The organism is Mesorhizobium sp. M2A.F.Ca.ET.039.01.1.1 (genome assembly GCF_003998035.1).
Taxonomy (GTDB): Bacteria; Pseudomonadota; Alphaproteobacteria; order Rhizobiales; family Rhizobiaceae; genus Mesorhizobium.
The window spans coordinates 1-12196 of the sequence record NZ_RZRY01000134.1; the positions used below are offsets into that span (position 1 = coordinate 1).

Below are 12196 nucleotides of genomic sequence, written 5' to 3' on the forward strand. Positions count from 1 at the left end.
AGACCAGACCGTTGGCGGCCAGCGTCAGTCGATCCTCATAGGCTGGCTCATCGCCCCGCCAGGCCTTGAGGATGAGCGTCTCGCCCTCAGCGTCGTCCCAGCCGGCGCCGAAATAGGCGCCGGTGAAATCGAACGGTTTGTCGCTGAACACCTGCGCGGGATGGCCTGAGCTGTTGTAGGCGATGAATTCGCCCGACATGGTGGTGTTGACGTAGCCCGGGCCGTCGGTGAAGCGCTGGTGCATGGCAACGAGATTGTACCAGTTGAGCCCGCCATAGCCTGACGGGACCTCGAACACGCCGGGCGACGTCATCAGGTCGTCGAAGCCGACGACATGCTCCTGGGGCAGCGGCGCCTCGGCCGGTCCGCCCTTGCCGGAGAACGTCGAGAGCACCACCGGCGCCGCGCCGACCACGACATGCCGCCGCTCGGTCGCCCCGGCGGCCGAGAAATCGACCAGCCATTCGCCGGGCGCCACGGCTGCGCTGAAGCGCCCGTCCGGACCGACCTTGGCGGCGATGCCGACGCCATCCGGCCCTGTCAGCGAAACGCGCGCCCCGGCGGCGACCGCGCCGCTGATCGTCAGATCCGCCGCAAGCCCGACGGGGTGGGTCGTGGTCTTTGCAATCAAGTCGCCCGGCGATCCGGGCGAAACGACATAGTCGCTTTCCTGCGAGGCGTTGCCGGTGGTGACCGAATAGACTGGCGGCGGCACCACGCGGAACGCATAGTGCCCGGGATCGACGACTTCGAAATCGCGGTGCATGGCCGACATGCGGAAGTTGGCGAAGCCGCCGGCATTGGTCAGTCGCATGATGGTGCCGGCGTTCGGCCTGTCGAGCTCGACAGCCACGCGCGACATCGGCCGGTCGCCCAGATCGTAGACGCCGTTCCTGTTGAGGTCGCGGAACACCAGCAGCGATGTGTTCATCTGGCCGCCTGCGAAGGAATCCCATGTCCGCCTGGGATAATAGTCATTCGCATCGCCGGCACGGGCCACGCCGCAGACCATGGCCAAGCCGGCGGCGGCGACGACCGCGCCCGGGAACAACGAACCACGCTTCACGAAATTTCCCCTCCGGCGGTCGCCGCCGATCCGATCCCCTGGAGACGCGCGATCACCCTGTCCACGGCATCGGCATCGAAATAAGCGAGATAGAGCAACGCCATGGTGGCGCTGAACGTGTAGACCGGCAGCGTCACATAGATGATGGCGTGGAAGGCCAGGCCCGGCAGGACCAGATAGCGCCTCGTGGCGCGAAACGGCAGGCCGAAGGCAAGGCCATATTCGAGCACGACCACGGCGACGGACACGATGGTGGCAAGCCAGGCAAGGCCGGACGGATAGTCCGAACCGGCGTAAAACCAGAGGAATATCTGCTCGAGCCGCGCGCCGCTCAGAAAAGCGTGGTTCGACTTGTCGAAGGCGGCGAAGAAATAGAGCACCGAGAGCTGCACCACGATCAGCCGCAGCCCCCACAGATTGCCGCGCTCCGCCGGCGGCGGAACGCCCAAGCGCTCGGCCCGCGTCACCGCCAAATAGCGGTCCAGCGAATAGGAGCGGTCGCAAGGGGTGAGCGCGATCAGGAGCGCCGCGACGGCAAGCAGATAGGCATGGTGGTGGGTCCAGGGCTCGCGGCCGAGATCAAAGCCGAAGTAGTAATACATCGCCAGCCCGACCGAGCCGGTCCAGACGGCGGCGAGACGGCTGTGATAGCCGACGAAGAGCAGGATCGTGGCGAGGAAGAAGTTGGCGGCGAGAAACAGGCCGGCCGGCGACTGGTCCCTATAGAGCAGCAGCTCGCCCGCCCAGCGCGACCAGAACAGCATCGCCAGGCCGATGCGGATCAGCGCGGACGAACGCGACGAGCCTTTCGTGCCGGCCGCCCAGGCGGCGAAGCGCGCCGCCATGGCCGGCGTCGGACGCCAGTCGGCGATGGCGTCAGTCGGCGCAGGCATTTTCGGCATCGGTATGGATCGTCTGCCAGCCGCCGCGCGTGCCCAGCCGGGCGCGGACACGGATGTCGGCGCCCTGCCCTGCGACCGTGCAGAGCCGCTTGATGACGGAAGCCAGGTCCTCTCGGTTCTGGATCCACTTCAGCCCGCCGTTGCGGGGCGCGCCGAGCATCCCGAAACGGTCGAGCGGGACAAGCGCGCCGTCGGGCCCGCGGATTTCGAAGGAAGCGTCGATGACGTCCAGCCCGATCGCGCTGAACATGGTCCAGGAACGCAGCCACGGCGATTGTACCCCGAAGACCTGCTCCGCGGCCGGGCCGGCGATCATGAAGCCCGCGATCGCCATGAAAGCGCAAAGCCGCAAGCGTGCCGCCGAAAGCCGACCGGCAGGCCGCGCACCTATCCTGATTGAGATGATATCCGCCACCCGCGCACCTCCGTCGCGATCATAGACCGGTTCAACGCCCGGTCCTCGATCGTCCCAGAAAAAGTCAGGGCTATGCGTAGGTCGGAAAGGCCAACAAGCAGGCGACATGGGCCGCCTTTATTGGGTCAGACCACCTTGGCCCGTCGCAGCAGCCTGCGGTCCGCGCAACGGGCCAAGTGGCCTGCCTTTTGCCCGCCAGCTAAAGGCTGGCTCCTCCCATCCTCCGCTTCAGGGCAGCGGAGAGCTCGAACAATGACCGGGCTGTGCGAGGCTTGGCGATAACTTTTGTTAGTCCCAACTAAAATAAGCAACCCGGCGCTGGCTAGCGACCGACGTGGTGGATCGCTGGCAGCGTCTGGGAGACGCTAAGCGTAGCAGAATAGACAGGCCTGCCGACTTCATCATGGACGGCCACGGTCACCGTTTCATCCAAGTCGCTTGAAGCCATTTCGTCGACGGCGATGTCGTGCAGAGCCTTGAGCGCTTCTCGTCGCATCTCGCTCAAACTGCCGAGATCGACCCAGGCATCACCCAGGCACTGCCCGTTTCGGATGACCTCGAACCTGTAATTCGACATGTGCCATTGTGAGACGAAGGGATAGCAGCCGCAATAAAATTTGAGAGCCGGCTTGCTAACAAGGTTCGGCGATCGTCGATGGCGACCGATAACCCTTCACTAAAGACCGCCCGCCGATCTGGCCAGCGGCCCTGAACGTCACTTAAAAAAGATGCAGCAACGCTAAAATAAGCCTGTGCACTGGCAGAATTTGCGGTCGCGGAGCCCGCCCAGACAGCTCACTTTGATGGTGCGGCGAACTTCGATTCGCCGGGCCGGCGCCGGGAAATCCACCCCAACAGGCAACGGGCGCCGGTCACTTACGTTGGGGCGGGGGGCTGCCATAGCGCCCGCTGGCGAGCGGAGGCTTGGAGCTGGCCACCCGCGCCGCCTCTTCCTTCTCGGCGTCGGCCTTGCGCTTCGGGCATTCTTCGAAATCATGGTCGCGGCCGCCGCAATAGGAGCAGCATTTGGCGGGGATATCGGGGTGGAGCATCGAGACCATTCCCAAGAATGCACGAAAAGGTTTCCGGTTGCAGCAATTGCGTGAAGCCGCAACACCGCCGCCTTACCCCATGCCCGAGAAGATCAAAATTCGAGGAGCTCGCCGCTCGCGCGGCGGGCTCCCGACCGATCACCGCTCACGCATGCGCGTGAGGATGACGGAAGTCCCAGACGGCCCAGGCCGATGCCACGACCACCAGCACGCCGAGGACGACATGCGTGGTCATGACATTCGTGTCAGCCGCAAAGCCCAGGAGCCAGGGCGACACGATCAGCCAGAGCCCGAGGACCGCGCTGACCCATTCTTCCCACTCGGCGAACACCGAAAGCGACGCCAGCGCCAGCGCGCCGAGCAGAACGCCGACGATCCAGGCGTTCCACGCGGGCACCATCGCCGCGGTGAATCCGATAACCCAGGGTGAGATGAAGAGGCAGATCGCGAGGACCAGAGTAATCCAGTCCAGGCTCTTTCTTGTTTCCATCATTGCCATGACAACCTCCATGGAGCTTGACCAAAGCAACTGTATCCGCGTGGACATTGCACGCTCACGATTGATATAATTACGCTTTTGCAGCGCTGCAAGGAGGGCCTGAGCGGCCGCGGCCCGCCCAGACCGATCTCATCCGCCAGACGGCAAGGTGCAAATCACGCTGGCGCCGGCCGCCGCGATCGATCCGACGCTCAAACGGCGATGTCGCCGTCGGTATCGGCGCCGAGCTGCGGAACGATGATTGCCTCGAGCGGCGCGTCGAGCGCCCATTTCAAACTGCCGTCCGAGCGTTCGAGGCTGGAAGAACCGCTCAGCGACTGCGGAGCCACCCGCTGCAGCACCACCGTGCCGAACCCTTTTCGTTCGGCGACCCCCTTCTCCTTGCCATTCCTCTCAGCGACCCCAATTCCTGCCGCGCCGGACGTCTCCTGCCACAGAAGATGAAACCGCCGCCGCGCGTCCGGACCCATCTCGACCTTCCAGGTGATTTCCACATGGCCCCCGTCGACGGCAAGGGCGCCATATTTGGAGGAGTTGGTGCCGAGCTCATGGAAGGCCATGCCGAGATTCTGCACCGCATTCGACTGCAGCGTCAGCAGCGGCCCGGACAGCGAGATGCGTTCCTCATGGCCGAAGGGCTTCAGATGCTCCTGAACTAGGTCGAACAGGCTGGCGCCGGCCCATTCCGAGGTCACCAGAAGGTCGTGCGAGCGCGACAGCGCCATGATGCGCGCGCGGATCATCTGCTCGAACTCAGCCGGATCGGTCGAGCGCTTGCTGGTTTCCCTGACCATCGACAGGATCACCGCGAACTGGTTCTTCACGCGGTGATTGACCTCGCGCATCAGCAGCCGGATGCGGCGCTCGCTTTCCTTGGCGGACGTGATGTCGCGGGCGATCTGCGAGGCGCCGACGATCTCGCCTGCGTTGTTCCTGATGGGAGAGACGGTGATCGACACGGCGATCAACGAGCCGTCCTTGCGCTTGCGCGTCGTCTCAAGGCTGCCTACGCCCTCGCCCCGGCGGATACGGCCGATGATCTCGGTTTCCTCGCTGTGCATGTGATCGGGGATCAAGATCAGAATCGACTTGCCGATCACCTCCTCCGCGCTGTAGCCGAACATGCGCTCGGCCGCGTAGTTCCAATCGGTGATGACGCTGTTGAGGTCCTTGCCGATGATGGCGTCATAGGAAGAGTCGACGATCGCCGCGAGGCGAGCATCGGCATTGGCGTTCGGACGAAAGATCCCCCCTGTACCGGTCATGCGCATCAAATAGGGCCGCCCGCAATCAAGGCAACATATCCGCTGGATCGCATCCGCTTACGGCTTGCTGTCGCCGGGGCTATCGCCGGCCGGCCTGTCCGCAGATATCACGCCGAAATCCTGCGATTTCACGCCCGCATTCGCCGTGAGGAACCCATCCGACGCCAGCCCTCGACGCAAAAGTTCGCGGACCGCGGCCGAACGGCTCGGCATGCGCTTTTCGAAACGCCAGTTCTCCAGCGCCGCCAGTTCCTCTTCGGTCAGCATGATCTGCAACCTTTGCGGCCGTTCCAGCTCAGCCATGCCTGCCTCCATCACAGACAAAAACGCTGCGAATGAGTGAATGCCTCATTGTGAGTAGAAGTAGGGTTTGTGGCATAGGACGTCAAGAATGACCAAGCTGTGAAAGACGGCACAGGCTAACGATACCAACGATGGGCCGAAACCACATTTGTTGTTCTATGCTAACTTATTGATTTTCTTATAGCTTTTTGAATTTTTTGCTTGCATTCCGTGACCGTCTGGCGCATGGTGGAAATCGAGGGATAACCTCCAGGGAAGGAGGCAGTCCATGTTCCGACGATTTTCAATCCGCTTGCGCGACGACGCCCACCACAAGGTGCAACAGGCCTTGTGGACCAAGGGTATCGTCAACATCATCCGAATTTCCGAAGAAATCAGGCTGGATCATCTGGCCGAGAACATCGCCCGCGAGGACATCGAAAGCCTGGTGATGGAGGTATCACAGCTCTACGGGGCGCCGATCGAGTTCGACGACGAGGCCCTGACGGCGCTCGACCTGCCGGAGGTCCTTAAGCCCGACAATCGCAACGACCTCGAAAAGGTGCTGGATGGGCGCATGTCCGGCGGTGAGATCAGCATCGACGTGCTGCATATGAAACGGTGCTAGGCGCGTCGCGTCTGGACGACCCCAATCGACCGCGCCCCTCGGAACGGATGCCACGGCCTTGGCGATTGGCCGAGACGCCTGTCGCGATCGTCATCCACGGGCGGAGCAAGGAGCGAAGCGACGCGCGCAGACCCGAGGATCCATGCCGTGACTTGGAAGCGCCGCGGCGGTCCACAAATTCTGCACCGTTGCACACTTCGGTCCAGGTAACGGAATGGATTCCAGGGTCTGCGCGCGTCGCTTCGCTCCTTGCTCCGCCATAGAATGACGAGGTTCAGAAGCGTCCAGCTCATCGCCAGCGTTTGCGCTGACTACCCAGCGGACCTTGATAGCCTTGCCCTCGAAGCCTGCAATGTTCAACATCACTGTGTTGAGGAACTAGCCCTTCTTCGGGCGCTTCGGAGCGGCTTTCCTTGGCAGCGCCACTGGCGCTTCGGCTTCCTGCGCCAGCCTGGCCGCGCGCAAGCGCTCGGTCTTGGCCGCCCTTTCCTTGGCTTCCAGGTCCTGAATCTGCCGAGCGACACGAGAGGTCGTGTCGGTCTTGGCTTCCGTGCGGGATGGGACCGGCTTGAACAGGCCGGTATCCGGTAGCGACTTCATTGTCATCTCCTTAATCAAAAAAGGCCGGGCAAAGCCCGACCTTCTCCAACGCGCCTCCGCGGCCTATGCCAGTACATCCGTGGTCAACGACCGCGAGGCGCTGTGATCAGGAGGCTTGCAGATTCTCGGCCGCGCTTTTGCCGCTGCGGGCATCCTTCACGACGTCGAAGCTGACCTTCTGGCCTTCGACGAGGGAACGCAGCCCTGCGCGCTCGACGGCCGAGGTGTGAACGAACACGTCCGGCTGACCGCCGCCCTGCTCGATAAAGCCGAAACCCTTGGTAGAATTGAAAAACTTCACCGTTCCAGTAGTCATTGCGATCTCCTTACAAATCGACGCAAAATTGTACCCGCCCGGCAACCGCCAAGCGACGAATTCTTCGAAATTGAGAGGGAAGATCGCAGGGGCGCATTTTGCGCGAAAACAACGTTCTTTCAGCAAGATCGATTTATCCTATATAGCTATTAATTTCCTCAGCGGCAAGGGCCCCGGGCATAATACTTCAAGCCGCGGTCCGTCCAAACCAAAGCAGTTCCCGCCGGAGCGGTCGATCCGACAGAGCGTTGGTCCTGATTCGACGAGCGCGGTTCCTGAATGGGGCAGCAATGGCCAAAAGGGACAACAATCCACCCTCTCGCGACGTGGTGAAGCGACTGGTGCGGGAGACGGGCATCAGCGAGGCATAGGCACGCGATCTCGTCCGCCTTATCGGCCTGCACTGGAGTTCTCTTGTCCGCGAGGCCAAGCTGATCGCTTCCTCACCCCGGGATTAAGCCGGGTTCAGCCCCTGGAATCCAGATGGTCGAGGATGGCAAGGCCGGTTTCGTACTTCTCGGGCGCGACGCCCGCCTGGTGGGCCTGCCAGAGATTGTCGCGCAGATCGGCTATCTTCACCGGCAATGCCAGCCCGTTCGAGGCGGCGCGGTAGAGAAAACCTTCCTCGCTCTCGTCCATGCGCCGCGTCAGCGCATCGACCGCGGCCACCACCGGCAGGCCGAAACCAGCGCCCTGCAGCCTCTCAAAGGTCCAGCCGTCGCCTTTCTCGACAATGTCGTGCAGGTAGGCGACGGTCTTTTCGTCCAACGTCTCGACGGCATCGGCAACGCGCCTCAGATGTTCGATATAGGGCCGACCGGTCTTGTCCTTCTGGCCTCGATGAGCCTGCTCGGCGATCTTTGCTGCCTCGTGAAGCATGATCCTTCCAATCTCGTCACAACAGAGCCCGCCCCGGCGAGGGACGGCCGAGGCGGGCTTGCTCGGGTCTGAACCCGGTCGGTGGCGCGCCTCTCGCGGGGGGAGCGGGGCTGCGCGCCATCCTGCCTTCCAGAACAGCGGCGCCTGGCGAATGTTCCCGCCCGGAGAAAAAGACTGGTATGCAGGAACTTCGCGACCGCGCTGCCGTTAGCCCTGCATGTCCAACAGGAGGTACGGCAAATGGATTGGAACCGCGTCGAAGGCAATTGGAAGCAGGTGAAGGGCAAGGTCAAGGAACAGTGGGGCAAGCTCACCGACGACGATCTCGATCGCATCGCCGGAAAGCGCGACCAGCTCGAAGGCAAGATCCAGGAACGCTACGGCATCGAGAAGGATCGCGTGCGCCGCGACATCGATGACTGGTACGGCCGCCAAGGCTGGTGACAGCCGACTGCCCGAAGCAAAGGGCGCTGCCGCGCGGCAGCGCCCTTTTTGCTGAGCCGTTCAGGATTGGGCGAGGCGGCCGCTCTATCTCGCCGGCGCCGCTGAAACCGCCCTGCCCACTTGGGCGCCGATTGCGTTGTCCACCTTGGCCGAGGCGCCAGGCGCATCCCGCCATGCGGCGGCCGGGGCTGAAATTCGACTTTGCCGTTGTCCGGGCTGGAACCTTCATTCGCGATCCGCATTTGTTGTCGCCATGGATATTTTCGACGCAAATTCTCTGGTCATCGCACGGGCAAAGGCCCTGCGCTCCGAAAACAGCCGCATGCGGGAACTGGCTTGGGCGCATGTGGAGCAATCCAGGGCCCTCGCCCAGCAGTTGGCAGCGATTCGGAACCAATCAAACCGGGCATTGCCGATGACGGGCAACTTGACTGAGATCGAACGAGCCCTAGATTGTCCAGATCGCTGGTAACCCCCAATGGACACCATTAGCGGCTGAGAGACGACGAACGCGCTCCCGTCTGAAAACGGGAGAGCGCTATGCGCCAAGCCAGAACTGCGTTGCCCCGGGCACGCGAACCCTTCCAGGATCAACTCGTCCAGGGCAGCAAAGACGCGATCAAGCGCTCCCGGGAATTGCTGCGCCGCACCGAGCGTCTGGTGCGCTCGAAACTGCCGATTGTCTCGGAACCGCCTTCCGACGAACCCCCTAATCTTTAGGGCAATTCCAGGAAAATGTGGGCGGTTTTTACCCGCCGCGCTTTTCCGGCCGACGCCCATCAATCGCCGCGTCGTTTCCGGTGCGGAGACTCCTGATTCTCGCCGCGCAGCATCTGCCTGTCGTCAGGATCGATCAGATCGCGCTCGCCAGCTTTCAACCCGCTTCCTTTCTCGCGGGTGGCCCGCTCCTGGCTCGGCCGCTTCAGCTCTTCCCTGGCGTTGAAATCCTTTCCGGCGTTCTTGGTGTTGACGCGCTCCTCGATGATGCGTTGCTGCTGGTCGTGCGTTGTCTTGCCTGCCATGACTGTCTCTCCTGTGCTGAAGCCAATCTCTCAAAATGGAGAAGCCCGCCCGGAGGGGAGCGGGCGGGCTTCTATCGGGAGGATTGGAACCCCGATGGCGGCGGGCTGGGGGGATGCCGCCGCGGACCAAACCGGCGAGCGGCGCTTATGTTCCTTCAGGAAGCGATGCTCTCTGAGTTCAATTGAGCTCATCGCGCCACAACCCGCTCACGGGCGACCGCCGCTGCGATGACAAATCACGATTGCGCAGCGGAACAAGTCCAGTCGCTTCCGGTTTCGCAGTGATCAGGACTGCGTGAAATGGCCCAGGATCGACGTCACAACGAAGCTCTCGCCAGGTTGCTGAGACGGCAGTTTTCCAGCGAGGTTTTGCGACGGCACCTGCGCGCGTGGCCACTTTTTCGGGTGACCGTCAGCTTCCCGAGCGCCTTCGAGCCCTGCTTGAAAGGCTCGGGCGAAGGAACGGTCGAAATCACAAAGGAGATGACAACCGCTGAGAGGCCAAGTTCGGGCAACCAGGAGAGACGCCGTTAAGACTTCGGTCCGGACCGCGCGGGACCGTGGGCCCACACCGGGAACGGAAGCCACTTGCTCCCGTTGGTCGAAGGCGAAAGCTGCACAGGCAGCGCCTCATCAAGGATTGAGAGAGAAGACATGAACAACATCATCTGGCTCGTAGGAGCAATCGTCATCGTCCTTGCCATCCTTGGATTCCTCGGCATCCGGTGACGCTGGCGGGCGTCACTTAATCGAGAAGCCGCTCCCGGTGGGCAATGTGCAGCGCCTGCGTGACTCGGAATAAATCGAGCAGTTCCAATGCCTGCTCGGCTGGCGCGCCCAGCTCGATGAGGCGATCGATAATCTCTCGCTGGCGGGAGATATGACGCGCTCCCGTGCGGATATGACGATTGAGCATCTGAAGCTCGGTTTCGGGGCTAACCATCTGGTCCCAACGCGAGGGTGAGGATCGTATCGCAACACAGTATTGTGCGCCCGCGATCGTGCGCCGGCTTTGATCTTCATCAATTTCCGGAGGGGCCTGGTCGTCATGGCGCGCCTCGACTCCTATCTGCCACGGGGATATGATTTCAAAGCTCGGAGGGCGAGCCTGATGGACCGCTTTATCGCCAGGGAGAACATCAAGCACTTCGTGGACCGCCTTCAAACGGAGACGGACGACGGCACCAGAGCGACGGTCCAAAGGCTGCTGATTGCTGAAGATGACAAATTCGCGAGTGTCCGAACGGCTGGATATGGTGGACCAGAACATCCTCAGGATCGCCGATCTTGCAACGCTGCAGCGCGCAAAGGTCAACGACATGCGCCCTGATGGCGACGGCGCGGCATTGGCTCACCGACACCTCGAAAACCTCGAGCAATTATACGAGCTCTTTGTCGAGAGCCGGCAGCTCGTGGTTACCATGATGGAAAGGTCCAGCCTGTAGTCGGCAGCCGGTGAGCCGTGTTGGCCGGCGCCACGAACAACAAAAACGGCGGCCGAAAGAGCCGCCGTTCCTTGTCTGTCGACAGGCCTCAGTTTGCGCCGCCGAGTTCCTTGGTCATCTTGCAGAAATTGTCATGCTGCTTGGCGCTGGTTTCGTCGCCGCAATCTTTCTTGACCGAGGTGCGGTCTTCCTCGGTCATGGCCAGCCATGCCTTCTTGAACTCATCGCCGGATCTCATCGTCTTCATCCCCGCATCGGTGAAGAAAGGCGCCATCTTTTGCGGGTCATCCAAGGCCGATGTGCCTTTGGCGCTGCTGGCCATCGCCGCGCTGGTTGCGAGCGAAAGCGCGAGTGCGCTCATGCAAAGAATCTTGGTATTCATTTTTCTTCTCCCTGCGTTCATTGGAAACAACTGCTTTTCAACAGCGCTTGTGCTGGCAAAAAGTTCCAGGCGGAATCAAAGAATGCAGCCGCGCGAATTGCCGCCCCGAGGACGGTCGGCCTGCCCGCTTCGGTCGGCTCGTTTGTTCGGGCGGCGGTCAACAACAAATGAGAGTTTCCCGGGCGCTTTCACTGGAAAATTCTGTTGGGAACAAGTTCGAAAAAACTGTGTTGGGGTTGGTTATCCACCCACTCAGGAGATGCAGACATGCCGACAACGAAAGCGGCCTCGAACAAGGGCCTCAACGAACTTTTCCACGATAGGCTGAAGGACATCTATTTCGCCGAGAAGAAGATCCTGGCAACGCTGCCCAAGATGGCCAAGGCAGCGCAGGACGAGGCGCTAAAGGCCGCTTTCGAAAAGCACCGCGACCAGACCCAAGAACATGTCGCGCGTCTTGAGGAAGTGTTCGAGGTGATCGACAAGAAGCCGGTGGGCAAGACCTGCCAGGCGATCATGGGCATCACCGAGGAAGGCGCCGAGATCATGGAAGAGTACAAGGGCTCGCCCTCGCTCGACGCAGGCCTGCTGGCCGCGGCCCAGGCCGTCGAGCATTATGAGATTTCGCGCTACGGCACGCTCAGGACCTGGGCGCAGGAACTCGGCCTAACCGAGGCCGTCACCTTGCTCGACCAGACGCTGAACGAAGAGAAGGAAACGGACGTCGCGCTCACCAAGCTCGCCGAGTCCGCGGTCAACGTCGCGGCAGAGGCAGCCTGAGTTTAGAGCAAGCTGCGCAGCCCTACGGGAAGGCAAGCGTGCAGGCCTGCCTTCCCGAACTCACCATGGAACTTCAGCGCCGGCCGGGAGTTGCCATAGGCGGAAACTCTGGCGATGACAAAAGCGTCGCTCCACCTGCTGAAGGGCATAGGTTATCTGATCTCGACGGTCAGCGTGATATTGCTCGCCATCGTGAGCTGGTCGAGCGCATCGCAAAGC

General features: G+C 61.9%; 19 protein-coding genes. 5 read left to right on the top strand and 14 right to left on the bottom strand.

The annotated features are described in order from the left end of the window. The 8 genes from EOA24_RS13065 to EOA24_RS13100 all read right to left on the bottom strand — a co-directional run. The coding region (locus EOA24_RS13065; RefSeq protein WP_127409847.1) for a hypothetical protein at positions 1 to 1066 on the bottom strand (1066 nt) is incomplete at its 3' end. Further along, complete coding sequence (locus EOA24_RS13070) at positions 1063 to 1959, bottom strand: HTTM domain-containing protein (protein WP_189343166.1); 897 nt, start codon at positions 1957 to 1959, stop codon at positions 1063 to 1065. The genes EOA24_RS13070 and EOA24_RS13065, both read right to left, overlap by 4 nt. Then, a complete protein-coding gene (locus tag EOA24_RS13075; RefSeq protein WP_127257040.1) occupies positions 1943 to 2302 on the bottom strand; it encodes a hypothetical protein in 360 nt (119 codons plus the stop codon). Before EOA24_RS13075 ends, EOA24_RS13070 begins: the two co-directional genes overlap by 17 nt. A 403-nt stretch (positions 2303 to 2705) precedes the next feature. Beyond that, complete coding sequence (locus EOA24_RS13080) at positions 2706 to 2960, bottom strand: hypothetical protein (protein WP_126083245.1); 255 nt, start codon at positions 2958 to 2960, stop codon at positions 2706 to 2708. Between the two features lie 295 nt (positions 2961 to 3255). Next, positions 3256 to 3435 (bottom strand): hypothetical protein, encoded by a 180-nt coding sequence (locus EOA24_RS13085; protein ID WP_126083246.1) that lies wholly within the window; start codon positions 3433 to 3435, stop codon positions 3256 to 3258. Between the two features lie 145 nt (positions 3436 to 3580). Continuing rightward, positions 3581 to 3934, bottom strand: coding sequence for an SPW repeat protein (locus EOA24_RS13090; RefSeq protein WP_126083247.1), 354 nt, complete (start codon positions 3932 to 3934; stop codon positions 3581 to 3583). A gap of 191 nt (positions 3935 to 4125) precedes the next feature. Then, the gene (locus EOA24_RS13095) at positions 4126 to 5205 is read right to left on the bottom strand and encodes a PAS domain S-box protein (protein ID WP_245467110.1); all 1080 of its coding nucleotides are present in this window, start codon (positions 5203 to 5205) and stop codon (positions 4126 to 4128) included. A gap of 51 nt (positions 5206 to 5256) precedes the next feature. After that, entirely contained in the window at positions 5257 to 5502 is a 246-nt protein-coding gene (locus tag EOA24_RS13100; RefSeq protein WP_126083248.1) for a hypothetical protein, read from the bottom strand. Positions 5503 to 5770: 268 nt separating this feature from the next. Between EOA24_RS13100 and EOA24_RS13105 the strand changes: the two genes are divergently transcribed. Further along, a complete protein-coding gene (locus EOA24_RS13105; protein WP_126083249.1) occupies positions 5771 to 6109 on the top strand; it encodes a hypothetical protein in 339 nt (112 codons plus the stop codon). Positions 6110 to 6487: 378 nt separating this feature from the next. Here EOA24_RS13105 and EOA24_RS13110 read toward each other — a convergent pair whose 3' ends face one another. The 3 genes from EOA24_RS13110 to EOA24_RS13120 all read right to left on the bottom strand — a co-directional run bounded on the left by EOA24_RS13110 (position 6488) and on the right by EOA24_RS13120 (position 7904). Further along, a complete protein-coding gene (locus tag EOA24_RS13110; RefSeq protein WP_245463268.1) occupies positions 6488 to 6709 on the bottom strand; it encodes a hypothetical protein in 222 nt (73 codons plus the stop codon). 106 nt (positions 6710 to 6815) lie between these two features. Then, a complete protein-coding gene (locus EOA24_RS13115; protein ID WP_127409849.1) occupies positions 6816 to 7025 on the bottom strand; it encodes a cold-shock protein in 210 nt (69 codons plus the stop codon). A gap of 465 nt (positions 7026 to 7490) precedes the next feature. Next, entirely contained in the window at positions 7491 to 7904 is a 414-nt protein-coding gene (locus tag EOA24_RS13120) for an HD domain-containing protein (protein WP_126083251.1), read from the bottom strand. Positions 7905 to 8144: 240 nt separating this feature from the next. On the opposite strand from EOA24_RS13120, the gene EOA24_RS13125 reads away from it, so the two are divergent. Next, a complete protein-coding gene (locus EOA24_RS13125; protein ID WP_042640013.1) occupies positions 8145 to 8348 on the top strand; it encodes a CsbD family protein in 204 nt (67 codons plus the stop codon). 540 nt (positions 8349 to 8888) lie between these two features. After that, entirely contained in the window at positions 8889 to 9068 is a 180-nt protein-coding gene (locus EOA24_RS13130) for a hypothetical protein (RefSeq protein WP_126083252.1), read from the top strand. A gap of 59 nt (positions 9069 to 9127) precedes the next feature. Here the strand turns inward: EOA24_RS13130 and EOA24_RS13135 are convergent, their stop codons facing one another. After that, the gene (locus EOA24_RS13135) at positions 9128 to 9370 is read right to left on the bottom strand and encodes a hypothetical protein (RefSeq protein WP_126083253.1); all 243 of its coding nucleotides are present in this window, start codon (positions 9368 to 9370) and stop codon (positions 9128 to 9130) included. Positions 9371 to 10115: 745 nt separating this feature from the next. After that, positions 10116 to 10517, bottom strand: coding sequence for a hypothetical protein (locus EOA24_RS13140; RefSeq protein ID WP_126083254.1), 402 nt, complete (start codon positions 10515 to 10517; stop codon positions 10116 to 10118). A gap of 88 nt (positions 10518 to 10605) precedes the next feature. On the opposite strand from EOA24_RS13140, the gene EOA24_RS13145 reads away from it, so the two are divergent. Beyond that, positions 10606 to 10815 carry a hypothetical protein gene (locus EOA24_RS13145; protein ID WP_126083255.1) on the top strand — a complete coding sequence of 70 codons (210 nt, stop codon included), beginning with the start codon at positions 10606 to 10608 and terminating at the stop codon, positions 10813 to 10815. Positions 10816 to 10903: 88 nt separating this feature from the next. On the opposite strand, the gene EOA24_RS13150 is transcribed toward EOA24_RS13145, so the two are convergent. After that, positions 10904 to 11218: a hypothetical protein gene (locus tag EOA24_RS13150; RefSeq protein WP_245501788.1), complete on the bottom strand. Its 315-nt coding sequence runs from the start codon at positions 11216 to 11218 to the stop codon at positions 10904 to 10906. A gap of 246 nt (positions 11219 to 11464) precedes the next feature. Here EOA24_RS13150 and EOA24_RS13155 point away from each other — a divergent pair, with 246 nt between their 5' ends. Next, positions 11465 to 11977, top strand: coding sequence for a ferritin-like domain-containing protein (locus tag EOA24_RS13155; protein WP_127256648.1), 513 nt, complete (start codon positions 11465 to 11467; stop codon positions 11975 to 11977). Positions 11978 to 12196 lie beyond the last annotated feature (219 nt).

Coding starts and splice junctions, on each gene's coding strand:
- EOA24_RS13070 (WP_189343166.1), bottom strand. CDS start 1,959: ATGCCTGCGCCGACTGACGCCATCGCCGACTGGCGTCCGACGCCGGCC.
- EOA24_RS13075 (WP_127257040.1), bottom strand. CDS start 2,302: ATGGCGATCGCGGGCTTCATGATCGCCGGCCCGGCCGCGGAGCAGGTC.
- EOA24_RS13080 (WP_126083245.1), bottom strand. CDS start 2,960: ATGTCGAATTACAGGTTCGAGGTCATCCGAAACGGGCAGTGCCTGGGT.
- EOA24_RS13085 (WP_126083246.1), bottom strand. CDS start 3,435: ATGCTCCACCCCGATATCCCCGCCAAATGCTGCTCCTATTGCGGCGGC.
- EOA24_RS13090 (WP_126083247.1), bottom strand. CDS start 3,934: ATGGCAATGATGGAAACAAGAAAGAGCCTGGACTGGATTACTCTGGTC.
- EOA24_RS13095 (WP_245467110.1), bottom strand. CDS start 5,205: ATGCGCATGACCGGTACAGGGGGGATCTTTCGTCCGAACGCCAATGCC.
- EOA24_RS13100 (WP_126083248.1), bottom strand. CDS start 5,502: ATGGCTGAGCTGGAACGGCCGCAAAGGTTGCAGATCATGCTGACCGAA.
- EOA24_RS13105 (WP_126083249.1), top strand. CDS start 5,771: ATGTTCCGACGATTTTCAATCCGCTTGCGCGACGACGCCCACCACAAG.
- EOA24_RS13110 (WP_245463268.1), bottom strand. CDS start 6,709: ATGAAGTCGCTACCGGATACCGGCCTGTTCAAGCCGGTCCCATCCCGC.
- EOA24_RS13115 (WP_127409849.1), bottom strand. CDS start 7,025: ATGACTACTGGAACGGTGAAGTTTTTCAATTCTACCAAGGGTTTCGGC.
- EOA24_RS13120 (WP_126083251.1), bottom strand. CDS start 7,904: ATGCTTCACGAGGCAGCAAAGATCGCCGAGCAGGCTCATCGAGGCCAG.
- EOA24_RS13125 (WP_042640013.1), top strand. CDS start 8,145: ATGGATTGGAACCGCGTCGAAGGCAATTGGAAGCAGGTGAAGGGCAAG.
- EOA24_RS13130 (WP_126083252.1), top strand. CDS start 8,889: ATGCGCCAAGCCAGAACTGCGTTGCCCCGGGCACGCGAACCCTTCCAG.
- EOA24_RS13135 (WP_126083253.1), bottom strand. CDS start 9,370: ATGGCAGGCAAGACAACGCACGACCAGCAGCAACGCATCATCGAGGAG.
- EOA24_RS13150 (WP_245501788.1), bottom strand. CDS start 11,218: ATGAACGCAGGGAGAAGAAAAATGAATACCAAGATTCTTTGCATGAGC.
- EOA24_RS13155 (WP_127256648.1), top strand. CDS start 11,465: ATGCCGACAACGAAAGCGGCCTCGAACAAGGGCCTCAACGAACTTTTC.